21 protein-coding genes are annotated in these 26124 nt (G+C 63.3%); 5 read left to right on the forward strand and 16 right to left on the reverse strand.

Annotated elements, in window-relative coordinates; translation table 11 throughout:
• Window positions 1-43: 43 nt before the first annotated feature.
• From PQR62_RS02680 to PQR62_RS02735, 12 genes are all read right to left on the reverse strand, one after another.
• The gene (locus PQR62_RS02680) at window positions 44-760 is read right to left on the reverse strand and encodes a response regulator (protein ID WP_408154501.1); all 717 of its coding nucleotides are present in this window, start codon (window positions 758-760) and stop codon (window positions 44-46) included.
• A complete protein-coding gene (locus PQR62_RS02685) occupies window positions 753-3524 on the reverse strand; it encodes a DUF4118 domain-containing protein (RefSeq protein WP_408154503.1) in 2772 nt (923 codons plus the stop codon). Before PQR62_RS02685 ends, PQR62_RS02680 begins: the two co-directional genes overlap by 8 nt.
• Window positions 3525-3666: 142 nt before the next feature.
• The gene (gene kdpC, locus PQR62_RS02690) at window positions 3667-4266 is read right to left on the reverse strand and encodes a potassium-transporting ATPase subunit KdpC (protein WP_408154505.1); all 600 of its coding nucleotides are present in this window, start codon (window positions 4264-4266) and stop codon (window positions 3667-3669) included.
• A 40-nt stretch (window positions 4267-4306) separates the two neighbouring features.
• Window positions 4307-6433, reverse strand: coding sequence for a potassium-transporting ATPase subunit KdpB (gene kdpB, locus PQR62_RS02695; protein WP_408154507.1), 2127 nt, complete (start codon window positions 6431-6433; stop codon window positions 4307-4309).
• 34 nt (window positions 6434-6467) lie between these two features.
• A complete protein-coding gene (gene kdpA, locus PQR62_RS02700; protein ID WP_408154509.1) occupies window positions 6468-8273 on the reverse strand; it encodes a potassium-transporting ATPase subunit KdpA in 1806 nt (601 codons plus the stop codon).
• Window positions 8273-8362 (reverse strand): K(+)-transporting ATPase subunit F, encoded by a 90-nt coding sequence (kdpF, locus tag PQR62_RS02705; RefSeq protein ID WP_408154511.1) that lies wholly within the window; start codon window positions 8360-8362, stop codon window positions 8273-8275. The genes kdpA and kdpF overlap by 1 nt, the downstream gene beginning before the upstream one ends.
• A 367-nt stretch (window positions 8363-8729) precedes the next feature.
• Entirely contained in the window at window positions 8730-10859 is a 2130-nt protein-coding gene (locus PQR62_RS02710) for a diguanylate cyclase domain-containing protein (protein ID WP_408154513.1), read from the reverse strand.
• 359 nt (window positions 10860-11218) lie between these two features.
• Complete coding sequence (locus PQR62_RS02715; RefSeq protein ID WP_408154515.1) at window positions 11219-12802, reverse strand: gamma-glutamyltransferase family protein; 1584 nt, start codon at window positions 12800-12802, stop codon at window positions 11219-11221.
• A gap of 100 nt (window positions 12803-12902) precedes the next feature.
• Window positions 12903-13304, reverse strand: a complete 402-nt coding sequence (hpxZ, locus tag PQR62_RS02720; RefSeq protein WP_408154517.1) for an oxalurate catabolism protein HpxZ — start codon at window positions 13302-13304, stop codon at window positions 12903-12905.
• A 25-nt stretch (window positions 13305-13329) separates the two neighbouring features.
• Window positions 13330-15933, reverse strand: coding sequence for a branched-chain amino acid ABC transporter ATP-binding protein/permease (locus PQR62_RS02725; RefSeq protein ID WP_408154519.1), 2604 nt, complete (start codon window positions 15931-15933; stop codon window positions 13330-13332).
• Window positions 15930-16808, reverse strand: coding sequence for a branched-chain amino acid ABC transporter permease (locus PQR62_RS02730; RefSeq protein ID WP_408154521.1), 879 nt, complete (start codon window positions 16806-16808; stop codon window positions 15930-15932). Before PQR62_RS02730 ends, PQR62_RS02725 begins: the two co-directional genes overlap by 4 nt.
• A gap of 115 nt (window positions 16809-16923) precedes the next feature.
• Window positions 16924-18120, reverse strand: coding sequence for an ABC transporter substrate-binding protein (locus PQR62_RS02735; protein WP_408154523.1), 1197 nt, complete (start codon window positions 18118-18120; stop codon window positions 16924-16926).
• Between the two features lie 226 nt (window positions 18121-18346).
• On the opposite strand from PQR62_RS02735, the gene PQR62_RS02740 reads away from it, so the two are divergent.
• From PQR62_RS02740 to PQR62_RS02760, 5 genes are all read left to right on the forward strand, one after another.
• Window positions 18347-18871, forward strand: coding sequence for a nuclear transport factor 2-like protein (locus PQR62_RS02740; protein WP_408154699.1), 525 nt, complete (start codon window positions 18347-18349; stop codon window positions 18869-18871).
• A 5-nt stretch (window positions 18872-18876) separates the two neighbouring features.
• Window positions 18877-19827 (forward strand): polysaccharide deacetylase family protein, encoded by a 951-nt coding sequence (locus PQR62_RS02745; RefSeq protein WP_408154701.1) that lies wholly within the window; start codon window positions 18877-18879, stop codon window positions 19825-19827.
• Window positions 19828-19866: 39 nt separating this feature from the next.
• Window positions 19867-21108, forward strand: a complete 1242-nt coding sequence (locus PQR62_RS02750; RefSeq protein ID WP_408154525.1) for an amidase — start codon at window positions 19867-19869, stop codon at window positions 21106-21108.
• A gap of 98 nt (window positions 21109-21206) precedes the next feature.
• On the forward strand, window positions 21207-22058 hold the full coding sequence (locus PQR62_RS02755; protein WP_408154527.1) for a GntR family transcriptional regulator: 852 nt from the start codon (window positions 21207-21209) through the stop codon (window positions 22056-22058).
• Window positions 22059-22102: 44 nt separating this feature from the next.
• A complete protein-coding gene (locus PQR62_RS02760) occupies window positions 22103-22540 on the forward strand; it encodes a GNAT family N-acetyltransferase (RefSeq protein WP_408154529.1) in 438 nt (145 codons plus the stop codon).
• A 136-nt stretch (window positions 22541-22676) separates the two neighbouring features.
• On the opposite strand, the gene PQR62_RS02765 is transcribed toward PQR62_RS02760, so the two are convergent.
• The 4 genes from PQR62_RS02765 to PQR62_RS02780 form a co-directional block, all read right to left on the reverse strand.
• Window positions 22677-22913 carry a hypothetical protein gene (locus PQR62_RS02765; RefSeq protein WP_408154531.1) on the reverse strand — a complete coding sequence of 79 codons (237 nt, stop codon included), beginning with the start codon at window positions 22911-22913 and terminating at the stop codon, window positions 22677-22679.
• Window positions 22914-23162: 249 nt separating this feature from the next.
• A complete protein-coding gene (locus PQR62_RS02770; RefSeq protein ID WP_408154533.1) occupies window positions 23163-24194 on the reverse strand; it encodes an LLM class flavin-dependent oxidoreductase in 1032 nt (343 codons plus the stop codon).
• Between the two features lie 80 nt (window positions 24195-24274).
• The gene (curA, locus tag PQR62_RS02775) at window positions 24275-25309 is read right to left on the reverse strand and encodes an NADPH-dependent curcumin/dihydrocurcumin reductase (protein ID WP_408154535.1); all 1035 of its coding nucleotides are present in this window, start codon (window positions 25307-25309) and stop codon (window positions 24275-24277) included.
• Window positions 25310-25421: 112 nt separating this feature from the next.
• Window positions 25422-26042, reverse strand: coding sequence for a TetR/AcrR family transcriptional regulator (locus PQR62_RS02780; RefSeq protein WP_408154537.1), 621 nt, complete (start codon window positions 26040-26042; stop codon window positions 25422-25424).
• Between the last annotated feature and the right edge of the window lie 82 nt (window positions 26043-26124).

Below are 26124 nucleotides of genomic sequence, written 5' to 3' on the forward strand. Positions count from 1 at the left end.
GCCCGATGACGGCCATGCTGCGCCCCACGCGCTGCGAAAAAAATCAGCCCGGTTCCACTTCCGCCAGCCGGTAGCCCACGCCGATTTCCGTCAGGATGTGCACCGGCTGTGCAGCATCGGCCTCCAGCTTTTGCCGCAGCCTTTGCATGTAGATGCGTAGATAGTGATGATCGTCGACGTGCGACGGCCCCCAGCCGGCGACCAGCAATTGCCGGTGCGTGATGACGCGGCCGGCGTCGCGCAGCAAGGTGGTCAGCAGGCGATATTCGATCTGCGTCAGATGCAGCGCCTCGCCCTTGCGGCTGACGCTGCGTGCGGGAATATCGATCAGCACATCGCCCAGGCGGAAGCGACCGTTGCCGTCGCGCGCGCCGCTTTCCGAAGCGCGCGCATGACGCCGCAATTGCGCCCGCATGCGCGCCAGCAGCTCCGGCATGCCGAAGGGCTTGACCAGATAGTCGTCGGCGCCGGCATCCAGCGCTTCCACCTTTTCGCTCTCCTGCGTACGCGCCGACAGAATCACGATAGGCACGCTGCTCCAGCTGCGCACTTCGGCGATCAGCTTCTTGCCGTCCATATCGGGCAGGCCGAGGTCGAGAATGATCAGATCCGGCTTGCGGGTGCCGGCTTCGGTCACGCCTTCGCGCCCGGTCCTGGCTTCATGCACGATGAAGCCCTCCTGCTCCAGCGCGCCGCGCACCAGCTTGCGGATGTGCGGATCGTCTTCGATCAGTACGATGTTGCCAGCATGCTCATGCATGATTCGGGTCCTGAATGTCGTTGAATTCTTCGTCGGGCGGCAGTTGCGGCTGCGGCTCCAGCGGCAGGTTGAAACACACGCAGCCGCCTTGCACACCGGCTTCTATCCAGATGCGGCCGCCATGCGCTTCGACGATGGCGCGGCAGATCGCCAGCCCTAAACCGACGCCCGGCGTGCTCGATTCATTGTCGCCGCGCGTGAATTTGTCGAAGGCATGGGCGGCGATGCCGGCCGCAAAACCGGCGCCGCGATCGCTGACGCTGATGCGCACGGCAGCGCCGCCTTCGGACAGCGCGCGCACGGTGATGTCGCTGCCGGCCGGAGAATACTTGACGGCGTTTTCGATCAGATTGGCAAACACCCGCTCGATCAGCACCGCATCGAAACGCAGCAGCGGCAGACCGGCCGGCAACTGCACCTCGACGCGCCGTCCTTCCAGCGCCTTTTGCAGCAGGCGCAGCGAACTGCCGACCACCTCTTCCAGCGCGTTCCACTGACGATTGAGCTGCACGCCGCCGGCCTGCAGGCGCGCCATGTCGAGCAGATTGGACACCAGCCCGGCCATGCGCTGCGACTGCTCGCCTATGGATTGCGCCAGCGAGCGCTGCTCCGCATCCAATTGCGGACTGGCGGCCAGCGTATCGGCATTGCCGACCAGCGAGGTCAGCGGCGTGCGCAAGTCATGCGAAATCGCCGACAGCAGAGAATTGCGCAGGCGCTCGGATTCCATGGTCAGCAAGGCATCCTGCGCCACTTCGGCGTAATGCAGACGCTCGATGGCCATGGCGATCTGCGAACAGAAAATTTCCAGCATCTGACGATTTTCCGGCAGCGCCAGTTGCAGGCCGCTGTCCTCGCCCGAGGCGCTCTCGAACACCAGCACGCCGCGCGTGCGCATGGTCGCCGTGAGCGGCAGATACAAGGCGCTGGCAGCCGGCAGCGTGGAGGTGCCGCGCCCGGCCGGCTGGCCGTTGTCGTAGACCCATTGGGCGACGCCGGCGTCGATCTGTTTCAGGGCATGGGCATCCGCTGCGCCCTCTGATACCGCAACGGCTTGCTGCAATTGCTCGTGGCTGTCAGGCAGGCAGAAAGCAGTGCGCGCGCCGAACACGGCGCCCAGATGGCGGCGGCCGATTTCAAGTATCTGTTCCAGCGTCAGCAGCGCCGACAATTCCTTGCCCAGCATGTAGAGATTGCTGGCGCGTGTTTCGCGCAGCATGGCCACCCGCGCCTGGCGCCGCAGACGCGCAGTGAGCGAGCTGATGAACAGCGACACCGCCAGCATCACGCCCAGCGTGATCAGGTATTGCACGTCGGAGACGCTGATCGAAAAACGCGGCGCCACGAAGAAGAAATCGAAGGCCAGCACGCTGAGCACCGACACCAGCGCCGAGGCGGAACGGCCGAAGCGCATCGCCACCAGCATCACGCCGACCAGATACAGCATGATGACATTGGCCGGATGCAGCAGATCGATCAGGGCCCATGCCAGCAAGGTGGTCAGTGCGCAACTGAAGCTGGCCCACAGGTAACCGCGCGTGCGGTGGCGCGCCAGCATGGCGTCGGCCTCGCTGCGTTCGGAGCGATCGTGCAGCGCCTCGTCGGCGGCGCTCTTGTCCTGCGCGCGCGCCACCGTGTAGACATCCAGCTCGCCATTGAGCGCGGCCAGTTGCTGCTGCAGATCGGGCGCGCTGAACAGGCGCCGGCGCGACAGCAGCCCGCCGCGCCGCTGGCCGATCACCAGCTTGCCGGCATTGCGGCTGCGGGCGAATTGCAGCAGCGCCGGCGCCAGCTCATCACCGGTGATGGTGGCGACTTCCGCGCCCAGCGACTGCGCCAGCTTGAGATAGCCGGCAATGCGTTCGCGCCCGGCCAGCGAATCGCGGCGGCGCGCCGGCATGTCGACATGCACCGCCAGCCAGTCGGCCTGCAGCTTGGACGCCAGACGCGCCGCCGCGCGTATCAGTTTTTCTTCGCCGGCGCCGTTGCCCAGCGCCAGCACGATGCGCTCCTTGGTTTGCCACAGCTGGGCGATGGAACGGTCGGCGCGGTACTCGCGCATGTCGGCATCGACGCGATCGGCAGTGCGGCGCAAGGCAATTTCGCGCAGCGCGATCAGATTGCCCTTGCGGAAAAAATTGCGCCCGGCCTTCTCCGCCTGCTGCGGCAGATAGACCTTGCCCTGCTGCAGACGCTGCAGCAATTCGTCGGGGGGAATATCGACCAGCATGACGTCGTCGGCCTGGTCGAACACATGATCGGGAATGGTTTCGAACACGCGTATGCCGGTGATCTGGCCGACCACGTCGTTCAGGCTTTCGATGTGCTGGACGTTGACGGTGGTGTAGACATCGATCCCGGCGCGCAGCAGTTCGTCGATGTCCTGCCAGCGTTTGGCATGGCGCGAACCCGGCACGTTGGAATGCGCCAGCTCGTCCACCAGCATCACCTGCGGCTTGCGCTGCAGGGCGGCGTCGAGATCGAACTCGGGCAGCTCGCGCTCGCGGTAGGCGATGCGCCGCAGCGGCAGCCGCTCCAGCCCTTCCAGCAAGGCCTCGGTCTCGGCGCGGGCATGGGTTTCGATCACGCCGGCAACCACGTCTATGCCCTGCTCGCGCAAGCGGGCGGCGGCCGCCAGCATGGCGTAGGTCTTGCCGACGCCGGCCGAAAAGCCGAAGAAGATTTTCAGGCGGCCGCGCGCCTGACGATCTTCATCGCGCATTACGCGTTCCAGCAGGTCGTCAGGATCGGGGCGAGTATTCATGGTGCGGACATTGTAGTGGAGTGCATGGGCTTGAGGGCAACTCAGGGTAAATCAGGGCAAGGGCGCCAAACAATGACGCCGGCCGGCTTGCCAGGGCCGGCCGGCGCAGCGTGCAGGTCTTTCAGCCGGCTATTTCAGGCAACTATTTCTTTTGCGCGCTGACTGCATCCAGCGCCAGATTCAGCTTCAGCACGTTGACGCGCGGCTCGCCGAACAGGCCCCACTGCGCACCCTCGGTGTTGCGCGCAATCATGGAATCGACCTGCTCCTGCGCCATGCCGCGTTCCCTGGCCACCCGCGGCGCCTGATAGCGCGCCGCTTCCGGGCTGATGTGCGGGTCCAGGCCGCTGCCTGAGGCGGTCAGCAGATCGACCGGGATCGGACGCGTCTTGTTGCTGACTACATTGGCCGCGGCATCGGCCTGTTGCAGAGCGGCAGCACGTTCCTTGGCGGCATCCGCCAAGGCCGGATTGAGCGGCCCCAGATTGCTGCCGCCGGAGGCCATGCCGTTGTACGGAAAGCTGCCCGATGCCGAAGGCCGGCCCCAGAAATAGTTGGGCGCGGTGAAGTTCTGCCCGATCAGTTCCGAGCCGACGGTCACGCCGCCGCGTTCAATCAGGCTGCCGTTGGCCTGTTGAGGGAAGAAGGCTTGCGCCAGCCCGGTCACCAGCGCCGGATACACGCCGCCGAGCAGAATGCCGACCAGGATGAACAGGGTCACTGCGGGTCGCAGGGTTTTCATATGAGTTCCTTGAATAAATTAACTGAATGGGCTGAGGCGTTCACACCAGGCCGCATGCAGACAAGATCAGATCGATCAGCTTGATGCCGGCGAAAGGCACGATCAGGCCGCCTACGCCATACACCAGCAGATTGCGGCGCAGCAGCACGGCAGCGCCCAGCGGGCGATAGCGCACCCCGCGCAGGGCCAGCGGAATCAGCGCCACGATCACCAGCGCATTGAAGATCACCGCCGACATGATGGCCGAGGACGGACTGGCCAGATGCATCACATCCAGCACGCCGAGCTGCGGATAGGTCGCCACGAACATGGCCGGAATGATCGCGAAATACTTGGCGACGTCGTTGGCGATGCTGAAGGTGGTCAGGCTGCCGCGCGTCATCAGCATCTGCTTGCCGATCTCGACGATCTCGATCAGCTTGGTCGGGTTGGAATCCAGATCGACCATATTGCCGGCTTCCTTGGCCGCCTGGGTGCCGCTGTTCATGGCCACCGCGACGTCGGCCTGAGCCAGCGCCGGCGCATCGTTGGTGCCGTCGCCGGTCATCGCCACCAGCTTGCCTTCGGCCTGATGCTGGCGAATCAATGCCAGCTTCTGCTCCGGCGTGGCTTCCGCCAGAAAATCGTCAACTCCGGCTTCCGCCGCAATCGCGGCTGCGGTGAGCCGGTTGTCGCCGGTGATCATCACCGTCTTGATGCCCATGCGGCGCAGCTCGCCGAAGCGCTCCTTGATGCCGCCCTTGACGATGTCCTTCAGCTCGACCACGCCCAGCACGCGCAACTGCAACACGCTGTCGGCCTTGCCGTCATTGCTCCACTCGACCACCACCAGCGGCGTGCTGCCGCGCCGCGCGACGCTGTCGATATCGTGCTCGACCTGTTGCGGCATGGACTGGCCCGATTGACGCGCCAGCTTGCGGATGGCGTCGGCCGCGCCCTTGCGGATGCGCCGCGCGCCGACATCGACGCCGCTGACGCGGGTCTGCGCGCTGAAGGGAATGAACTGCGCATCGAGTGCCGCCATCTCGCGTTCGCGCAGATTGAAACGCTTCTTGGCCAGCACCACGATGCTGCGGCCTTCTGGCGTCTCATCAGCCAGCGAAGCCAGTTGGGCGATGTCGGCCAGCTCCTGCTCGGACACGCCGGGCGCCGGCAGGAAGCTAGAGGCCTGACGATTGCCCAGCGTGATGGTGCCGGTCTTGTCCAGCAGCAGCACGTCGACGTCGCCGGCGGCTTCCACCGCACGACCGGAGGTGGCGATCACATTGGCCTGCATCATGCGGCTCATGCCGGCCACGCCGATGGCCGACAACAGGCCGCCGATGGTGGTCGGAATCAGGCACACCAGCAGCGCCACCAGCGCCGTCACGGTCACCGGCGAACCGGCGTGCATGACGTTGACGCTGAAGATGGAGAACGGCAGCAGCGTCACGGTCGCCAGCAGAAACACCAATGTCAGGGCCACCAGCAACAGCGTCAGCGCCAGCTCATTGGGCGTCTTCTGACGGCGTGCGCCTTCCACCATGGCGATCATGCGATCGATGAAGGCCTCGCCCGGATTGACGGTGACACGCACGATGATCCAGTCCGACAGCACGCGGGTGCCGCCGGTGACGGCCGAGAAGTCGCCGCCGGATTCGCGGATCACGGGCGCCGATTCGCCGGTGATGGCGCTTTCATCGACGGTCGCCACGCCCTCCACCACTTCGCCGTCGGCCGGCACGGTATCGCCGGCTTCAACCAATACCAGATCGCCCTTGCGCAGACTGCCGCCGTCGACCACATCGACCGCTTCGGACCGGCCGGCACCGCCCTTCACGAGGGCGGCGCGCTTGAGCTTCTTGGCCATGACGCTTTTCTTGGCACTGCGCAGCGCGGCGGCCTGAGCCTTGCTGCGGCCTTCCGCCAGCGCTTCGGCGAAGTTGGCGAACAGTACGGTAAACCACAGCCACAGCGTGACCGCGAGAATGAAGCCGGCCGGCGCTTCACCCTTGCCGATCAGCGCCTGCACCAGCAGCAGCGTGGTCAGGATACTGCCCAGATACACCACGAACATCACCGGATTGCGCCATTGCTTGCGCGGCGATAACTTGCGCAGTGAGTCGACCAGCGCCGGCTTGACGATCTTGGGATCGAACATCCACTGCGCTGCGGAACTTGAGTTCATTTGATTCTCCATGTTGATTTTCCTCGTGCCCGGTTCAATGGATCGCCAGCATCTGCAGATGCTCGATCACCGGACCCAGCGCCAGCGCCGGCACATACGTCAGCGCCCCGACCAGAATCACCGCGCCGATCAGCAGCGCCACAAACAGCGGACCATGCGTAGGCAAGGTGCCGGAGTTGGCGCTCAGTCGCTTCTTGGCGGCCAGCGAACCGGCCATCGCCAGCACCGGCACGATGATGCCGAAGCGGCCCAGCCACATGGCGATGCCGGTGGTGATGTTGTAGTAAGGCGTGTTGGCCGACAGGCCGGCAAAGGCGCTGCCGTTGTTGTTGGCAGCCGAACTGAAGGCGTACAGGATTTCCGAGAAGCCGTGCGCGCCGGGGTTGGCGATGCCGGCCAGGCCGCTCTCCAGCATCACCGAGATGGCGGTGAAGATCAGCACCAGCGCCGGCGTCATCAGGATCGCGATGGACATCATCTTCATGTCGTAGACGCCGATCTTCTTGCCCAGATATTCCGGCGTGCGACCTATCATCAGACCGGCGATGAACACCGCCAGCACGGCGAAGATCAGCATGCCGTACAGACCGGAACCGACCCCGCCGAACACCACTTCACCAAGCTGCATCTGCAGCATGGGAATCAGGCCGCCCATCGGCGACAGCGAATCGTGCATGGCATTGACCGCGCCGCAGGAAGCCGCCGTCGTGATCGAGGCGAACAGGCTGGAGGCGACCACGCCGAAACGGGTTTCCTTGCCTTCCATCATGCCGCTGCTCTGCAGGACATGCGCAGCAGATGAACCGGACGCGCCCGACAGCGTCGGATTGGGCTGCTGCTCAAAATACATCAGCACGCTGGTCATCACGACGAACAGAATCGTCATCGCCGCCAGCAAGGCCACGCCCTGACGGCGGTCGCCGACGATGGCGCCGAAACTGATGCACAAGGCCGCCGGAATGATCAGAATCGCGATCATCTGCACGAAGTTGGACAGCGGCGTCGGATTTTCGAAGGGGTGTGCCGAATTGGCATTGAAGAAACCACCGCCGTTGGTGCCGATCATCTTGATCGCTTCCTGCGAAGCAACCGGGCCCATCGGCAGCGTCTGTTCACGCGTCTGCAGATTCTCCAGCACAGGATTGCCTTGCGCATCCTTGATCGGCTGCGCTTGCGCATCAAGCTTGGGCTGGCTGTAGCTGGTGGTTTCCAGCATATGCGCCTGCTCATAGGGCTTGAAGTTCTGGATCACGCCCTGCTGCACCAGCACCAGCGATACCAGGATGGACAGCGGCAGCAGGATGTACAGACAGGAGCGCGTCATGTCCACCCAGAAATTGCCGATGCTCTTGCTGCTGTGACGCGCAAAGCCGCGGATCAAGGCAAAAGCGACTGCGATGCCGGTGGCGGCGGAAAGGAAGTTCTGCACCGCCAGCGCCGCCATCTGCGTCAGATAGCTCATGGTCGATTCGCCGACATAGCCTTGCCAGTTGGTGTTGGTGACGAAGCTGATGGCGGTGTTGAAGGAAGAATCGACGCCGACGTTGTCGAGCCCCTGCGGATTGAGCGGCAGCCACAATTGCAGGCGTTGCAGGCCATACACGAACAGCAGCCCGATGAAGTTGAACAGCAGCAGCGCCAGCGCATACTGCTTCCAGCTCATTTCGGCATCGCGCTGGATGCCGCACAGGCGATAAAACACGCGTTCGACGCCGCCGAAGATGCGGTTGACCGCCGACTTGCCCTCCATCACGCGCGCGATGTAAAACCCCAGCGGCACTGCCAGGATCAGCAGCACGGCCAGATACAGCGCCAGCTGAAAAATAGCATCGGTATTCATCAGAAGTCCTCCGGCTTGATCAGTGCGACCACCAGATAGACCAGCAAGCCGCAGGACGCGGCGAGGCCGAGCAGATACATGAAGTTCATTTTCCGGCCTCCGGCGAAGATGACTGCAGCGCGGCGCAGAAGACCACGAAACCCCACATTGCGGCGCCACCCAGCGCCAGCATGCCCGTATAGAAGAAATCCATTTCCCTCTCCATTGTTCAAGCCGTCCCGCACCGGGACAGCGATGGCGCAACGATAGAAGGCGCAGCGTTAAAAGCGGATAAAACTATGGGCGGGCGGTATAAATTTTGTGTAAACAAAACCGCATGGGCGGGGATTGCGCCGCATTGGATTGACATCCGCTGCTGGTGCGGCTGGTGCAGGCAGGACGATCAGGAAAGCAGAGAATGCCGAAGACAATAAAAAAGGCCGCACGGTGGCGGCCTTGATTGGCAGAGGAAGATGATCAGACCGTCATCGATTCAACAAACACGCAGACGCGATCCTTGCCGGCCTTCTTGGCGTCGTACATGGCCTTGTCGGCCCTGGCCACCAGTGCTTCCGGATCCGGCGTTTCATGACGCTCAGGCTGGTAGATGCTGACGCCGATACTGGTGGACACCGACACGGTCGCTGCCGTCAGCACGAAGGGTTCACGCATGGTCTGCAGGATCTTTTCGGCCACCGCCACGGCGTCGGGTGTTTCATGCGCCTTCTCCAGAATCACGATGAATTCGTCGCCGGCCAGACGCGCCACGGTATCCACATCGCGCACCGCATGCAGCAGGCGCTTGGCGAACATCACCAGCATTTCGTCGCCCGCCTCATGTCCGTATTTGTCGTTGACACCCTTGAAGCCATCGATGTCCATGAACAGCAAGGCCATGGTGCTGCGTTCGCGCAGCGCACGGTTCATGGCTTCGGGCAGCTTGTTGCTGAAAGCGCGACGGTTGGGCAAGGCGGTCAGCATGTCGGTCAATGCCATCTCGCGCATCGATTCGCGGAAAGCCAGACGTTCGGTAATGTCGTGCAGGAAGGCGATGAACAGGTGGCCGCTGCGGCGCTGCACATGGCCGACGGTAATTTCGACCGGCAATTCATGACCGTCGCGATGCAAGGCCTGCAGCTCGATCCGATTGTTGATCACCACGCCGCCTTGCCCGGTCGCCAGAAAATGCGCCATGCCGCGCTCATGCGCTTCGCGCATCTCCGGCGGCACGATCAGTTCCGACATGGAGCGGCCTATCGCTTCGGCGCGCGTCCAGCCCAGCAAATGTTCCGCCTGGCGATTCCATTCGCGCACCTGTCCGTGTTCGTCGCTGGCGATGAAGGCATCATGCGCATTGTGCAGAATTGCGCGCAACTCGGCGCTGCTTTCTTCGAGCTGGATCTGATTTTCCTGCTGCGTATCAAGCGCGTTCTGCAGCGCCACCGCAGTTTCATGCAGACGGCTGGTGCGTTCGGCCACGCGCTGTTCCAGCGTCTCGTTGAGCGAGCGCACTTCCTGCAGATATTTTCCTTCGCGCTCCACCATGTTGACCAGCGTCGATGACAGCACCTGCATTTCGCGATAACCGTCCACCAGCGGAATCTCTACCGCCTCGCCTTGGGCGCGCCGCTCCAGCGCCGCACTCAGCGAATTGACCGGCCGCACCAGCCGCCGTGTCAGATAGAGCGCCAGCGCCGACAGCAGCAGACCGATCAGACCGCCCATCAGCACCAGACGCAGCTCCAGTTCCTTGAAGCCTTCCAGCGCGATCTGCTCCGGCTGGCGCACCAGCACCGTCCACTTCAGCATGGTACTGCGGGCGTCCTGCCCGGTGCGGGAGTAGCCCGTGATGTAGCGCTGGCCGTCGGGCCAGTCTTCGATGGTGGCGCCGCCGGCGTTGGTGGTCAGTGAATTCTTGAAACTCTGGGTGGAGATTTTCTTTTCTTCCAGCGCCTTGGGGCCGAGCATGACGTTGCCGTCTTCACGCACGATCAGGACTTCCACGTCGTAACGTTCGCCGGCCGGATTGAGCAGCTTGGCGGCAATGTCGCGCGCCCAGGTCCAGCTCAGGTGCATGCCCATGACGCCGATGTATTTGCCATCCGGATCCTTGACCGGCATGGCGATATCGACGAAGCGCCAGGGCTCGGGCTGCGGCGGCAGTTTTTTCTCAAGCAGCAGCGCCGGATGGTAGTCGCCGGCATACAGATTCTTTTGTCCCTCCTGATACCACGGCCGCTGCGCCACGCTCTGACCTTCCAGCACGCCATTGGTGGACACCATGACGCTGCCGTCAGGCCGCGCCAGGCCGATCCAGGCATAGTTGGGAACATTGCTTTGCAACTCATTGAGCACCGCGCGCATGCGGGTGAGATCCTTGCCTTCGCGGATCGAGGGCCGCGCCACCAGAATGCGCATGTCGATCTGGCGTTCTTCCATGCTGCGTTCGAGCGCTTCCTGCATTTGCCAGGCCAGTTGCTTGAGGCGGGTTTCAGCTTCCTTGCGTGCATAGCTGCCGGCGAACTGATCCACCACCAGCAATACCGAAGCGGTGGTGACCAGCACGGTGACCACCACGCCTATCGTCACCAGCGACGAAAGGTTCAAGGATGACGATGTCTTTTTGGTATTCAATTTCGACAACCTGACCTTTGCAAAGATTCAAACGAGCAACCCCCATTAGTCGGCATCTTGCCAGAACGCTTACAGCTTTTTATGTGCTTTCATAAAAAAAGTAAGTACATATTTCCCCTGAGAAATTTTTAGTCGTTTTTTTGTTGAATAGACTCAGCCCGGGACGCGCGTGTAAAGAAATGTTCATGGCCGGCGCCAGGAGAATGCTTGCGCGAGGCGAACTGAAAACAGCAGAGTGAAAAAGCCGATGCAGTAAAAAAAAGCGGCCGGAATAAGCGGCCGCCTTCAGACTTTGCCTCTGCTGAGTTCAGCAAACAGGGAGATTTCTGAGCTCAGACCCCGGCGCACACGCCATCGGCGCGTGGATCGGCGGCGCCCTCTATCATGCCGCCCGGATGCACGCAGACTGCGCCGGCGTGGCCCATCATGTCGGTGTAATCAGCCACCACTTCCACATCATGACCGGCGCGCTGCAAGGCCTCCACGGTTTGCGGCGCGATGCGTCCCTCCACTTTCAGATTGGTGGAGACATCGCCCCAGGTGCGTCCCAGCAACCAGCGCGGCGCACTGACTGCGGCCTGCAGATTCTGTCCGAACAGCACATGGCGCGTGAACACCGCCGCCTGCGTCTGCGGCTGTCCCTCGCCGCCCATGGTGCCGTAGGCCAGCGTGCGCCCATCCTTGAGACGCGCCAGCGAAGGATTCAGCGTATGAAACGGCAGCTTGCCCGGCTTGAGCTGATTGATGCCCTCGTCCAGCGTGAAACTGGCGCCGCGGTTTTGCCAGACGATGCCGGTATCCGGCACCACCACGCCGCTGCCGAATTCCCAGAAGATGCTCTGGATGTAGCTGACCACACGCCCCTGCGCATCGGCCGCTCCCATCCAGATGGTGTCGCCCGGTTTGGCCGGATGCGGCCATGGTGCGGCAGTGCTCATGCTGATCTGTGCCGCCTCGGCGTCGAGCGCAGCGGCTTGCAGCCAGTCGGCGGCATCGAGCGGCATGTGGGCCGCATCGGTCACGTATTTGTTGCGCAGGATGAAGGCGCGTTTGGTGGCCTCCACCAGGCCGTGGACGTGTTCGAAACCGTCTGCGGCTGTCACGCCGAGGCGATCGAACAGACCGATGATCATCAAGGCCGACACGCCCTGCGTCGGCGGCGGCAGATTGTAGACGCGGCCCGATTTCAATTGCACCATCAGCGGCTGCAGCACCTGCGCGCGATAGGCGGCGAGGTCGGCGGCGCGCAGCGGACTGCCGACGCGCTCCAGTCCGCGCACGATGCTCTCGGCCAGATCGCCGCGATAGAAATCGTCGAGGCCTGCTTCGGCCAGCCGCATCAGCGTGCTCGCCAGCGCCGGCTGGCGCAGAATCGCGCCCTGCTCCGGCGCACCGTGTGCGGCATAGGTTTCGGCAAAGCCGGGCTGGCCGCACAGCTCGTCCCATTTGCTGCGGGTGAGTTCGGCCTGGGAGCGGGTCACCGGCACACCACCCTGTGCGTGGCGGATGGCGTCGCTCAGCAACCGTGGCAGAGGCAATGCATGGCCCCAGCGTTCAGCGTAATCAAGTGCTGCGGCCCAGCCGCCGACTGCGCCGGCGACTGTCAATGCGGCACGCGGGCCACGCGTCGGAATGGCGCTGTCGCCATGTTGTGCGTAGAAGTCCTTGCTGGCCATGGCGGCCGCAGGTCCGCAAGCCTGGATCGCGACCGGTTCGCGGCCCGGTTCGCTGATGACCCAGAAGCCGTCGCCGCCGATGCCGTTCATGTGCGGATACACGACGGCGATGGCAGCCGCTGCGGCGACCATCGCTTCGACTGCATTGCCGCCTTCGCGCAGGACGGCGGCGCCGGCTTGTGCGGCGAGGTGATGAGGCGCGGAGACCATTCCGCCTATGCAGGTCTTGCTGTACAACATGGGAGCTCCTGATGATCTTGTTGGTGTGAAAGGATGATACCTGCGGATGAGGTTTGTGCTTTGGGCGGCTGATCTTGCTGCTGTCCGGGCATTGATTAATCTACTTCCCCGAATCCATCCAAGAAACATGCGCCGCCACTATCCTCCACCCCTGCGAAAAACGCACCCAGCTATGACTCTGCCGCCCAAGCCGAACCTCTCCATCACGCGTGAACTCAGTATTGGCCACCGCAAAATCACGCCCATAAGTGGTAATAACGGTCGCCCGCAAAACCCGCATCAGATTCTTCGGCGAGCGTCCCACACGAAACGCCCTGATCTCATCGAAACCCAGCAGATTCTCGGTCGCGCCGTAACGCACCGTCTCGGCTGCATCGAGAAATAACTCATCCAGTACCTCGACCTGATTGCTCGTCAGCGCCAGCTCGTAACGCTCGAATGCCTGCCGCACTTCAGCTAGCACATCCGGCAGGTTGACTTCAAAAGGCGTGGTCGATTCCAAAGAAAATCTCCGTCAAAAAACTTGCTCAATGCGCGCCGAGATAGGCGCGCGCCAATGCATCGTCGGCCGCGATCTCGGCCGCCGTGCCTTCTGCCACCACCCGTCCGCCTTCGATCACATAAGCGCGATCGGCCAGCGCCAGGGCCAGCGCCGCCATCTGATCCACCAGTACGATGGTCATGTTTTCATTGCGCAGGCGATCCAGCGCCGCGAACAGTTCGGCGATGATCTTGGGCGCCAGCCCCAGCGAAGGCTCGTCCAGCAACAGAATGCGCGGACGCGACATCAGGCCGCGCGCAATCGCCAGCATCTGCTGTTCACCACCGGACAGCAGTCCGGCACGCTGATGCAGACGCTCGCGCAGACGCGGAAAACGCGTCAGCATGTCCTCGGTGCGCGCCTCGATGTCGTCGGGATAGAGGAAGCCGCCGAGGCGGATATTGTCCAGCACCGACAATTCAGGAAACACTTGCCGGCCTTCCGGCACCAGCACCACGCCCTGCTTCACGATTTCTTCTGCGCGCATGTGCATCAGATTGCGGCCATCGACGTGGATGCCGCCCTGCACCGGCCTGTGCAGCCCGGCCAGGGCGCGCATCAGGGTTGATTTTCCGGCGCCGTTGGCGCCCAGCAGCGCCACCATCTCGCCCTGCTTCACCTGCAGATTGATCCCGTGCAGCACCGGCTCGGCGCCGTAGCCGGTGACCAGTTCGCCGACGCCCAGCAATTCCCTTGCGCCCTTATTCAGCACGCGCTCAGCCGCCGCGCTGCCGCCTTGCATGGCTTCGCCCAGATAGGCCTGACGCACCGCCGGATCGTTCTGAATCTGCTGCGGCGTACCCAGGGCCAGACGCTGGCCGGCATCCAGCACCACGATGCGCTGCGAAATCTGCATCACCAGTTCCATGTCGTGCTCGACCACCACCACGCTGATGCCGGCCTGCGCGATGCGGGTCAGCAACTGGGCCAGTTGCGCCTTGTCTTCGCGCGACAGGCCGGCTGCCGGTTCGTCCAGCAGCAGGACATCGGGATCGGTGGCCAGCGCGCGGGCGATTTCCACCAGACGACGGTCAACGTGGGCCAGATCGGCGGCGGGGATATCCAGCGCGCCGCGATAGCCGCAATAGCTCAGCAACTGCCGGCTGCGTTCGCGAATGTCGGCGGCACTGAAACGGCGCGCGCCAAGCAAGCCGCCCAGACGCCCCTTGCCCATCGCGAGGGCCACGTTGTCTTCCACACTGAGGCTGCCGAACAGTTGCGAGGTCTGATAGGTGCGCGCCACGCCGTGACGGGCGATGCGGAAGGCGGGCAAACCAGCCAGCACGGTCCGGCCCAGCAGGAAACGCCCGGCGCTGGGACGATAGAAACCGCTGAGCATGTTGAGCGCGGTGGTCTTGCCGGCGCCGTTGGGGCCGATCAGACTGGTGACGGCGGCGGCCGGCACTTCGAAGCTGAGATCGCTGACCGCGCGTACGCCGCCGAAGACCATGCTCAGACCATCGGCTTGCAGCAATTGGCGCGCACGCACGGGCAAGGATGGCGCCATTGCATTTTCAGCTTCCGGCGCCAGCGCCGGAGTCTTGCCAGCGAAGCCGCGCAGGCCGCTCAGACCGCTCTTTTCAGCCAGTGTGCGCAACAGGCCGACCACACCGTCCGGCGCGATCCACAAGACCACCAGCAACAGCGCGCCGAAGAACAGCAGACGATAGTCTTCCATGCTCGACAACAACTCGGGTAAGGCGCCGACGATCACGGCGCCGATCACCGGCCCGGCAATCGAGCCGGCGCCGCCGACCACGACCACCAGCACGAACAGGATAGATTGCACGAAGCCGAACGTATCCGGCGTGACGAAGGTGGAGAGCGGTGCGAACAGACCGCCCGCGAGTCCGGCCAGCATGGCCGACACGGCGAAGGCCACGGTCTTGATCACGAGTGGGTTGAGGCCGATCGACTCGGCAGCAGTCTCGCTGTCGCTGACCGCGCGCATCGCCGCGCCCCAGGTGCCGCGCGTGAGCCAGCAGAACGCGGCCAGCGTCGCCGCCACGCTGGCCAGCGCCAGCATGGCAATCGCACGTTCGCCCTGCAGCCCGAACACGGTCGGCGCGGCGATGCCCATGATGCCGTTCTGGCCGCCGGTCAGGTCGCGCATTTCGATGATCGCGTGCTGCACGATGAAGCTGAAGGCGATGGTGATCATCGCCAGATACGGCCCCTTGACGCGCAAGGCCGGCAAGGCCAGCAAGGCGCCCAGCGCAGCCGCCGCCAGGGCTGCCAGCGGCCACGCCAGCCAGAAGCTGATGCCGAAGCGGGTGGTGAGAATCGCCACGGTATACGCGCCGATGGCGTAGAAACCCATGTGCCCGAACGAGACCTGACCGGTCAGCCCGAGCAGCACGTTGAGGCCGATGCCGACCACCGCCATCAGGGCGATGCCGGTCAGCACGAACACGTAATAGCTGTTGACGCTGAGCGTCAGCGCGGCGACGGCGGCAAACGCCAGCAACACCAGCATCAGTTGCAGCGGCGAGCCCAGACCGAGCCAGCGGCGCGGCGGGTGGCGAAGGCGGTGGCCGGAACCGGCCGCAGCATGCAAGGCCGCCACGGCGGAAGGGGAAGGATGGTTCATACTTTTTTCACCTGTGCGCGACCGAACAGGCCATTGGGACGAATCGCCAGCACCACGATCACCAGTGCAAAAGTGATGATCTGGGTATAGCCGGAACCGAGCGTGGCAGTGATCATGGCCTCGGCGATGCCGAACAGCAGGCCGGCAATCATCACGCCCCAGGCGCTGGTGATGCCGCCCAGAATCGCCACCGCAAACGCCTTGAGTCCGAACAGCGTGCCCATGTCGGCATTGACGTTGAACAGGGGTGCAATCAAGACCCCGGCGATGCCGGCCAGCAGTGTTGAAAGCGCAAAGGCGACGGCGATGGTGCGCGTGATCGGGATCCCCATCAGACGCGCGGCGTCGCGGTTCTGCACCACCGCCAGCATGGCGGTGCCCCAGCGCGTGCGGCGCGAAATGGTATGCAGCAGCGCGGCCAGCGCCAGCCCCACCAGCGGAATCAGAATATGCAGCGGATACACGCCGAGACCGACGCCGCCGATTTCAATCGACGACAAGGCCAGCGGCGACGGCAGGCTGCGCGGCTCTTTGCCGAAGGTGTGCATGACCAGATTGTCGAGCACGATGCCGAGCGCCACGGTGGACATCAGCCAGGCATTCGAACCGCGGCTGGCAAACGGACGCACCGCCAGAATCTCCACCACCAGACCATAGACTGCGCACAGCGCCAGCGCCAGCAACACCGCCAGCCACATCGGCCAGCCCAGCGTCTGGGCGAAGGTGAAACACAGCACCGCGCCCAGCATCATCGAGCTGCCCTGCGCAAAATTGACCGTGCCCGAAACCGCATAGGTCATGTAGAAACCCAGCGCCATCAGACCGTACATGCTGCCCAGTCCCAGACCGCTGATCAGTGCCGACAACAGCAGCATCTTGCTCTCCTGAATGATTCGTTCTTGCCTGTCTTTTATTTCAATGCCGCAGCCAATGCGGCGACGAGACCATCAGCCTGCTGACGATCCCGCCGCAACTATTTGCCTGCTTCTTTTACTGCGTAGAACCCACCGGCAGAATGCGGTTGTCGATGAACTGCGCCCAGACGTAGTCGTCGGATTGCAGCGCGTCGTGCACGGTCGGGCTGAACGGTTTGACGTAGGTCTTGATCAGGCCTTCGTAGCGCTCGATCTTGTAGAAGCCCTCGCGGATGGCATCGCCGTTGGTGGAGCCGGCCTTGGCAATCGCCAGCGCCGCCAGTTGCATGCCGTCGTAGGCATTGGCCACGCCGACCGCCGGCGTGATGTCGTCCGGGCCCTTGATGGCGGGATATTTGGCCTTCAGTTCAGACACGACCTTTTCGCCGGTCGGGCTCAGCTTGCCGAAGAAGCTGTAGGTCTGGACGAAGTGCACGTTCTTCGCGTTCGGTCCGGCCAGTTCGGTAAAGCGTCCGCCGGCCGGGCCCCAGTGCGATACCACCGGCACCTTCCAGCCCATGCGGTCGAGCGACTTCACCACCTGCGCCGAAGGGCCGACGTTGCCGACCAAAAACAGGGTGTCGGCGCCGGCAGCTTTCAGGCGCGTCAGTTGCGGCACGATGTCGACGTCATTGGCTTCGAACTTTTCGATGCCGGCCGGCTTCATGCCCTTTTCGGCGAGCGCGGCGACGATGCCTTTTTCATTCGATTCGCCCCATGGATTGTTGACCAGAATCAGGCCCGCCTTGCTGGCCTTGAAGGTCTTTTGCGCATAGTTCAGCATGGCCTTGTCGACCAGTTCATCCACCGCCGATACGCGAAAGGCGTAGTTGGGATTGGCGCCGTTCTTGGTAACGCCGGTGCCGGCGGCCCAAGGTCCCATGAAGGGCATTTTTTCCTGATTGATGATGGGCACGATGGCCATCGAGACCGGCGTGTCGAGGCCGCCGAAAATTACCGCCACCTTTTCCTTGAAGATCAGTTCGCGCGCCGCCACCACACCCTTGGCCGGATTGCCTTCGTCGTCGCGCCGCACCAGCTCCAGCTTGCGGCCGCCCAGCAGGCCGCCCTTGGCGTTGATCTCGTCGATCGCGATGGTGATGCCGCGCGTCAGCGCTTCGCCTGCTTGTGCCGATTGACCGGACAAGGCAGTGACCAGACCGATCTTGATCGGATCGGCGGCCAGCGCCAGCGGTGAAAACAATGTAGCGGCGCCGGCAGCACAGGCGGCAAGCGCGGTGGCGATGGCGTTACGGCGGGTAAAACGCAGCATGGTGACTCTCCCTGATGGACTGATGTGGTGAATGGTTGGCTGTTGAGGAATAGCGGGTCCCGGCATGACTTATGCAAGGGCTGTGCCAACTGCCACAATAAAATTGTATTTTTGCCGACAATATATATAAGTAATTACAGGCAAATATTAGTTTTTATTGACGCGGATTTTGTATTTACCTTGAAACCAATAATGCACAATTACCGTGCGATTTATGGAGAAAATGATGCACGCCGCACCATCATCAATCACCGACCAGACTGCTGATCCGACTGCCCTGCCCTATGATCCGGCGGCGCTGGTGGACGAATATCTGCGCATCCTGATGATTCCCGACCCCGACGGCGCCCGGCGTTTCGTCGCGCCGGATCTGCAGATTCGCTTCACCGGAGGTCGCCCCATGCGCGATCCGGCCGAATGCGCGCGCTTCAATGCCGGCCGTTACGCCTGGGTCAGGAAACGCTTTGAAGGCACCGAGCTGGTGTCCGGCGCCACGCAAGAATGCGCGGTGGTCTACAACCGCGGCACGCTGTATGGCGCATGGCCGGACGGCAGTCCCTTCGAAGGCAACCGCTATGTGGATCGCTACGTGATCCGCCATGGCCTGATCACGCAGATGGACGTGTGGAACGACAGCGCCGAACGCATGCTGGCGCGCGCCGGCCTGGCGACGCTGGACCATCTTGAAGATGCCGCGCAGCCGACCGAGTCAGCCGGCCCGGATGCAGGCGCCACGGGAGCCGCATCGTGAGCGCGCTGCTTACCCCTGCCGCGCCCCCAGTCGTCGCAGCGGCCGCCTTCGCCCCGCTGCGCCATCACGCGCGCTTTCCCTATTCGGCCATCGTCGACCGCCCGCACTATCGCTGGCCCAAGGGCGCCGGTCTGGCGGTCTATCTCGGCTTCAATCTTGAGCACTTCGCCTTCGGCGAAGGCATGGGCGCGCGCCTCGGCCCGATGTGCCCGGAACCCGACGTGCTGAATTACGCCTGGCGCGAATACGGCAATCGCGTCGGCGCCTGGCGCTGTCTGGAATTGTTCGAGCGGCTGGGCCTGCCGGCCGGCGTGCTGGCCAACACGGCGCTATACGACCATTGCCCGGAGCTGATTGCCGCCTTCGTCGCGCGCGGCGACGAGCTGATCGGCCACGGCCATACCAATTCGGAACAGCAAGGCGTGCTGGATGCCGACGCCGAGCTGGCGCTGCTGCAGCATTGCCGCGACCGCATGCAAAGCCATAGCGGACAGACGCCGGCCGGCTGGCTCTCGCCCTGGATTTCGGAAAGCCCGCTGACGCCCGACCTGCTGCAGGAAAGCGGCTACCGCTACAACCTCAACTGGAGCCACGACGATCAGCCGGTCAGGATGCAGACGCGCAGCGGCGCTTCGCTGTGGTCGATCCCCTATCCGCAGGAGGTGAACGACATTCCGATGATCGTGGCGCGCCAGATGGACGGTAAGGATTTCGCGCAGCTCATCATCGACCACTTCGACGAGATGCTGGAACAGTCGGCGCAATCGTCTCAGCAACCGCTGGTGATGGGCATCGCCCTGCATCCCTACCTGATCGGCCAGCCCTATCGCCTGCGCCATCTGCGCCGTGCGCTGGAGCACATCGCCCGCGCGCGCGATCAGGGCGATGTCTGGTTCACGACGCCGGGCGCGATCTGCGAGCACGTGGATGGCCTGGAGATATTGAGAGAGAAATGAAGCACGCAGCCCCCCCCAAAAAGCAACCGGAGAACAGATTTGAATCAAGCACACCCAGACAAGACCAGCGGCGTATTCGACGATACGGTCGGCGCCTTCGTGCCGCATGGCCGCTTCGTGATTGAGGGCGACCAGGACGGCCCGCTGCGCGGACTGAGCTTCGCCGCCAAGGACCTGTTCGACGTCGCCGGGCATGCCACCGGCGCCGGCAATCCGACCTGGCTGGCGACGCATCCGATACCGACGCAGCACAACCCGGTGGTGGCGCAATTGCTGCAGGCCGGCGCCACGCTGATCGGCAAAACCTTGACCGATGAACTGGCCTACAGCATTCACGGCGATAACGCGCATTACGGTACGCCGCTCAACAGCGCGGCACCGGATCGGGTGCCGGGCGGTTCCTCCAGCGGCTCGGTGGCGGCGGTCGCGGCCGGCCTGTGCGATTTCGCGCTGGGCACCGACACCGGCGGCTCGACCCGCGTGCCGGCCAGCTATTGCGGTGTATGGGGCTTGCGCACCACGCATGGCCTGCTGCCGGACAGCGGCATGGTGCCGCTCAATCCCTCCTTCGACACCACCACCTGGCTGGCGCGCGACGCCGCCGTATTCAGCCGCGTCGGCGCGGCGCTGCTGCCGCAGACCGGCGCCGCCTCGTTTGCCCGGGTGCTGCTGCCGGCTGACGCGCTGGCGCAGGCCGACCTGGACTTCGCACCGGCAGTGCAACAGGTGTTCGATGTGCTGGCGCTCAGCATGGATGCGATCCACTGCAATATCGCCGCAGTGGACGGCGAACTGGAAATCTGGCGTCAGACCTACATCGGCGCCTCCGCGCACGAAGCCTGGCAAGTGCATGGCGCGTGGATAGACAGCCAGCCGCAGGGGGCGCCCCTCTTCGGCGCTGCGGTCGCCGGCCGCTTCGAGATGGCGCGCAAGACCTCGGACGAAACGGCAGGCGCCGCTCGCGCGCGGCAGGCGCTGATCCGGGAACAGGTGCGCAGTTTGCTGGGCAGCGACGGCGTCGCCGTGATGCCATCGGCGGCCAGCGTCGCGCCCTTGCTGGATGCCACGCCGGCCGACATCGACGACATTCGCAGCCGCAGCTTCCGCATCACCTGCATCGCCGGCCTGTGCGGGCTGCCGCAGGTCAGCCTGCCGCTGCGCACGCCCGCCGGCCTGCCGATCGGCGTATCATTGCTGGGCCCGGCCGGTAGCGATCTGGCGCTGATCCGGCTGGCGGTCGCGGTCTGGGAACAGTTGCAAGCCGAACCGCAAGGGCAATGAATAGGTGCGACCGCGCTGCACACAAGTTGAAGCAAGCAATTAAAACCGCAGTGCGGTCGCATGGAAAATTCCGGAATCACAAGGATGTGCAGGAAACGATGAGCGACATTTCTCCCCGCAGCGCAAAGAGCCATGCCAAGCCGCGCGCCGCACGCAAGCAGAGCGCAGCGATATCCACGCCGCCCGCATCGAAAGCTCTGCGCAGCGGCCGCCCCAAGGTGCGCCACGACGCCTTGGCCGATACGCCGGCGCTGATGTTCGAAGCAAATGACGGCGTTGGCGGCGACGACATCATCCAGCGTATCTATCAGACCGTGTTCGACAGCGTGATGAGCCAGCGCCTCACGCCCGGCACCAAATTGCCGGAAGCTGCGCTATGCGAACTGTTCGGCGTCGGCCGCACGGTGGTGCAGAAGGCCTTGCAAAAGCTGGCGCACGATCACATCGTCGAACTGCGTCCGAATCGCGGTGCAGTGGTGGCGATGCCGACGCCGGAAGAAACGCGCGAGATTTTCGAAGCACGGCGCGCGCTGGAATCTGCCATCCTGGCGCTGGCTGTAAAGCATGCGACCAAATCCGATCTCAACAAGCTGCGCAAGCAGCTGAAAGAAGAACACGAAGTCATGCACAGCTATGTGCAGACCGACTGGGCGCGGCTGGCTTCCTCCTTCCACATGCGCGTGGCCGAGCTGTCGCGCAATCCCATCCTGCAACGTTATCTGGGCGAACTGCTGTCGCGCTGCTCGCTGATCGTGGCGCTGCACGAGCCGGCAGGCTACGCCGCCTGCGAACATGACGAACACACCAGCATCGTCGACCTGATAGAACGCGGCGATACCGCCGGCGCCATCGCCGCGATGGAAGAACATCTGCTGGCACTGGAGCAGCACATCCAGCTGGTCAGCGAAAAATCGGGGAATAGTCTGGCGCGGATGCTGGGAATGGAATAGCAGTCTCCGAACATCAAACTACTACGCGACCGATGAGAGCTCCCATGCACGACTTCCGCATCAGCAATGTCCGCGAAGAACTGGACGTTCCACTTATCCACCGTTTTCTCAGTGAAGAATCGGCATGGGCGCGCGGCATTCCGCTGGCGACGGTGGAACGCGCATTGCGGCATTCTTTATGTTTCGGCGGATTCATCGGCGAACAACAGATCGCCTTCGCACGCGTGATTTCCGACTATGCGACCTTCGCCAATCTGGTCGATGTATTCGTGCTGTCCGGGCATCGCGGCAAAGGCTACAGCAAGCAACTGGTGAGCGCGGTGCTGGCCCATCCCGATCTGCAAGGTCTGCGCCGTTTCACGCTCACCACCAGCGAGGCACATGGCTTGTATGCGCAATATGGCTTCACGCCGCCGGCGCGCCCGCAGGCACAGATGGAAAGATTCTTTCCGGCCATCTACGCATCGCATCAGTCTCAATGACCTCAGTCCGGTGACAGGTCTGACAACAGATCTGACTTCGCATCGGGCTCAGACATGAAAAAGCCGCCATCGATATTGATGGCGGCTTTTTTTCAAACCGGGCGACCTGCTGTTGTCCGGCGGCAAAGAACCGGACTCAATGCCAGCCGCGATGCCAGCCGTATTGCGGATGACGCCAGCCCCAGCCGTAGCGTTCGTGATATTCCCAGACATAGCCGGGCGCCGGCGCCGCATAAGTCGGCTGCACGTAGACCACGCCCGGCGGCGCGACGTAGGCGGGACGAACCGTGGGCGGGGTGACGACGCAGCCGCTGACGGCAAGCACCAGCAAGGTGGCAAGCGCAGCGGGGATCAAGGGCTTGATTTTCTTCATCTCATACTCCATTAGGCGTGATCTTCGATTTTTATCTCCGGCCGGATTGTGCTGCACTCAGCTGAGCAGAACAAAAGATGCATGTTTGACAAACATGCCCGACGGAATCATTGCGGCAGTTCAAGCAAGCACGACTGCCACTGATCAATTAACGTAAAGAGCGCTTGAAACGAAGACGTCAAATTGTATGTTTGTGTAACCGCAGGCCCGCAGGCGGCATGCCTGCGGGCCTGCGGTTTGTCAGCATCGTCAGAACGCGAAACTGCCGGCCCGCGCGCTTGACTGCGAAGACAGCGCTGCATGCGCCTGCGCCACGATGTCGAAGGAATGCAGACGCGCGGCATGATCGAAGATCTGCGCCGTGATCATCAGTTCATCCGCGCCGGTATCTTCAATGAAGGCTTGCAGACCTTCCTGCACGGTGTCCGGATCGCCGACCACCGCACAGGCCAGCGAACGTTCGACGTGGTCGCGTTCGCCCGGCTGCCAGTAGGACTCAATCGTATCCAGCGGCGGCTTGAGCTGCCCCGGCGTGCCACGGATCAGGTTGATGAATTGCTGCTGCAGCGAGGTAAACAGACGGCGCGCTTCGGCGTCCGTGTCGGCGGCGAACACGTTAAGGCCCAGCATCACGTGCGGCTTGGCCAGTACCTCGGAGGGCTTGAAGCGCTCGCGGTAAATCGCCACCGCCGACTTCATGAAGCCCGGTGCGAAGTGCGAAGCAAAGGCAAACGGCAAACCCAGCTCGGCGGCCAGTTGCGCGCTGAACATGCTGGAGCCCAGCAACCACAGCGGCACCTTGAGACCGGCGCCGGGCACGGCGCGTAGCGGCTGATACGGCGTCGGCTGATCGAAGTATTGCTGCAGCTCGACCACGTCCTGCGGAAAATTGTCGGCGGTGTCGCCGCCCATGTTGCGGCGCAGAGCGCGCGCGGTGCGCTGATCGGAGCCGGGCGCACGGCCGAGACCGAGATCGATGCGGCCGGGATACAGCGACTCCAGCGTGCCGAACTGCTCGGCGATCACCAGCGGCGAATGATTGGGCAGCATGATGCCGCCGGCGCCGACGCGGATGGTCGAGGTATGGGCGGCCACATGCGAAATCACCAGCGAAGTCGCGGCGCTGGCGATGCCCGGCATGTTGTGATGCTCGGCCAGCCAGTAGCGTTTGTAGCCGAGACGCTCGGCCAGTTGCGCCAGCTCCTTGCTGTTGTTGAAGGCTTCGGACGCGGTCGCGCCCTGATTGATCGGTGACAGATCGAGTACTGAAAATGGAATCATGAGATGTTCCTGAATGTTCGCTGTTTGCAAAATGCCGCTGCGGCGGCGCGAATCAGTCGCGCGGCCAGCCCGGCAAACGACTATTTCTGATCGATGCGAATGACCAGCTTGCCGAAATTCTTGCCCTGCAGCAGCCCGATGAAAGCCTGGGGTGCGTTTTCCAGACCGTCCACCACGTCTTCGCGATAGCGCAGCTTGCCCTCGGCCAGCCAGGCCCCGACTTCCTTGTGGAAGGCCGCCAGCAGATCGGGACGCTTCTGGTAGTAATCGAAAATGATGAAGCCCTGCATGTGGATGCGGCGCGTCAGCAGACGGCGCATCAGCACCGAGGAACTGGTGTCGGCGCTGCCGCCGTTGTACTGCGCGATCAAGCCGCACAGCGGCACGCGCGCATGCACGTTGAGCAGCGGCAGCACGGCGTCGAACACGGCGCCGCCGACGTTTTCGAAATAGACGTCGATGCCCTGCGGGCAGGCTTGCTCAAGTTGCTTCGCGAAATCCGCCGCGCGGTGATCGATGCAGGCGTCGAAGCCGAGTTCCTTGACTGCGTATTCGCACTTCTCGGCGCCGCCGGCAATCCCGACCACGCGGCAGCCGCGGAGTTTGGCGACCTGCCCGACCACCGAACCAACCGCGCCGGTGGCGGCTGCCACCACCACCGTCTCGCCGGCTTGCGGCTGGCCGATGTCAAGCAGACCCGCATAGGCGGTATAACCCGGCATGCCCAGCACGCCCAGCGCATGCGAGGGCTGCGCCATGTCGGCCGGCAATTTGGTGACCAGGCTGCCGTCGGACAGCGCATAGTCTTGCCAGCCGGTGTAGGCCATGACCAGATCACCCGGCTTGAAACCATCCAGATTGGATTGCACCACGCGCGATACGGTGCCGCCGGTCATCACTTCGCCGATGCCGACCGAGGGCGCGTAAGACGGGGCATCGCTCATGCGGCCGCGCATGTAAGGATCGAGCGACAGCCATTCTGCGCGCAGCAGCATCTGGCCGGCGCCGGCTTCAGGCACCGGATGCTGTTCGAGACGGAAATGTTCGGCCGTCGGTGCCGCCTGCGGGCGCGATGCCAGCACGATGCGGCGATTGATGTTGCTGTCTGCGTTCATGATGTCCTTTCTTGTCGGTAGGTATGCCCGCGTGCGCAAGCTTGGTACGGCAACGCACAACAGCGGGATGGAGAGGATTGCAAATCCGGTGATTCAGTTTGCTGCCGTGAACTCAGTTGAGACTAAGCGGCGCCACCAGCACGCAGCGCGTGACGTGCATGGCGCTTTCCAGCGGACGACGGTCGCGGCTGAGCTTGTTGAGCAGGCTGGCGCCCAGCCACATCTGATACAGCATTTCGGCGGTGGCGGCCGGCGCCAGCGCGGTATGCAACGAACCTTCGGCGACGCCTTGCGCAATGCAATCAGCGATGCGCGCGATGAAACGGCCGGTGCCATCGTCGAGCGCCTGGCGCATGTCGTCCGACAGATCGGCCACTTCGGCGCTGAGTTTGACCACCAGGCAACGCTGCTGCAGTTCTTCGCAGCACTGGCTTTCCAGCCAGTAGCCCCAGTAATGCAAGAGCCGCTCGCGCGCCGTTGCATCGCGCAAGCTGTCGCTGCTGCGACCATCGAGCACTTTATCGAGCAGCGCCAGATAGCCTTCGACGTAGTGCTCGATCAGCTCGCGGCCGTATTGCTCCTTGGAGCCGAAGTAGTGATAGAAGGAGCCTTTGGGAATATCCGCCGCCTGCAGGATTTCACTCAGGCCGACGCCGCTGAAACCTTTGTGCGCGATGATGCCGCGCCCGGCCAGCAGGATATTGAGTTTGATTTCGCCGTAGTTTTCTCGCATGGAGCTATTCTACGCGCTAATTAGACCGGTCGTCTAAGACGGGACAAAACCAGAAAATGGCAGCACTGCAATTGCGTTCGGA

Origin of the sequence: Herbaspirillum lusitanum (assembly GCF_046025995.1) — a bacterium.
Classification (GTDB): Bacteria; Pseudomonadota; Gammaproteobacteria; order Burkholderiales; family Burkholderiaceae_D; genus Herbaspirillum; species Herbaspirillum lusitanum_A.

Excerpts from the sequence above, each read along its gene's own strand:
- PQR62_RS02760 (WP_408154529.1), top strand. The coding sequence starts at position 22,103 with ATGCACGACTTCCGCATCAGCAATGTCCGCGAAGAACTGGACGTTCCA.
- kdpA (WP_408154509.1), bottom strand. The coding sequence starts at position 8,273 with ATGAATACCGATGCTATTTTTCAGCTGGCGCTGTATCTGGCCGTGCTG.
- PQR62_RS02765 (WP_408154531.1), bottom strand. The coding sequence starts at position 22,913 with ATGAAGAAAATCAAGCCCTTGATCCCCGCTGCGCTTGCCACCTTGCTG.
- kdpC (WP_408154505.1), bottom strand. The coding sequence starts at position 4,266 with ATGAAAACCCTGCGACCCGCAGTGACCCTGTTCATCCTGGTCGGCATT.
- PQR62_RS02735 (WP_408154523.1), bottom strand. The coding sequence starts at position 18,120 with ATGCTGCGTTTTACCCGCCGTAACGCCATCGCCACCGCGCTTGCCGCC.
- PQR62_RS02740 (WP_408154699.1), top strand. The coding sequence starts at position 18,347 with ATGCACGCCGCACCATCATCAATCACCGACCAGACTGCTGATCCGACT.
- PQR62_RS02755 (WP_408154527.1), top strand. The coding sequence starts at position 21,207 with ATGAGCGACATTTCTCCCCGCAGCGCAAAGAGCCATGCCAAGCCGCGC.
- kdpB (WP_408154507.1), bottom strand. The coding sequence starts at position 6,433 with ATGAACTCAAGTTCCGCAGCGCAGTGGATGTTCGATCCCAAGATCGTC.
- PQR62_RS02725 (WP_408154519.1), bottom strand. The coding sequence starts at position 15,933 with ATGAACCATCCTTCCCCTTCCGCCGTGGCGGCCTTGCATGCTGCGGCC.
- PQR62_RS02715 (WP_408154515.1), bottom strand. The coding sequence starts at position 12,802 with ATGTTGTACAGCAAGACCTGCATAGGCGGAATGGTCTCCGCGCCTCAT.
- curA (WP_408154535.1), bottom strand. The coding sequence starts at position 25,309 with ATGAACGCAGACAGCAACATCAATCGCCGCATCGTGCTGGCATCGCGC.
- PQR62_RS02770 (WP_408154533.1), bottom strand. The coding sequence starts at position 24,194 with ATGATTCCATTTTCAGTACTCGATCTGTCACCGATCAATCAGGGCGCG.
- PQR62_RS02680 (WP_408154501.1), bottom strand. The coding sequence starts at position 760 with ATGCATGAGCATGCTGGCAACATCGTACTGATCGAAGACGATCCGCAC.
- PQR62_RS02780 (WP_408154537.1), bottom strand. The coding sequence starts at position 26,042 with ATGCGAGAAAACTACGGCGAAATCAAACTCAATATCCTGCTGGCCGGG.
- PQR62_RS02685 (WP_408154503.1), bottom strand. The coding sequence starts at position 3,524 with ATGAATACTCGCCCCGATCCTGACGACCTGCTGGAACGCGTAATGCGC.
- PQR62_RS02730 (WP_408154521.1), bottom strand. The coding sequence starts at position 16,808 with ATGCTGCTGTTGTCGGCACTGATCAGCGGTCTGGGACTGGGCAGCATG.
- kdpF (WP_408154511.1), bottom strand. The coding sequence starts at position 8,362 with ATGAACTTCATGTATCTGCTCGGCCTCGCCGCGTCCTGCGGCTTGCTG.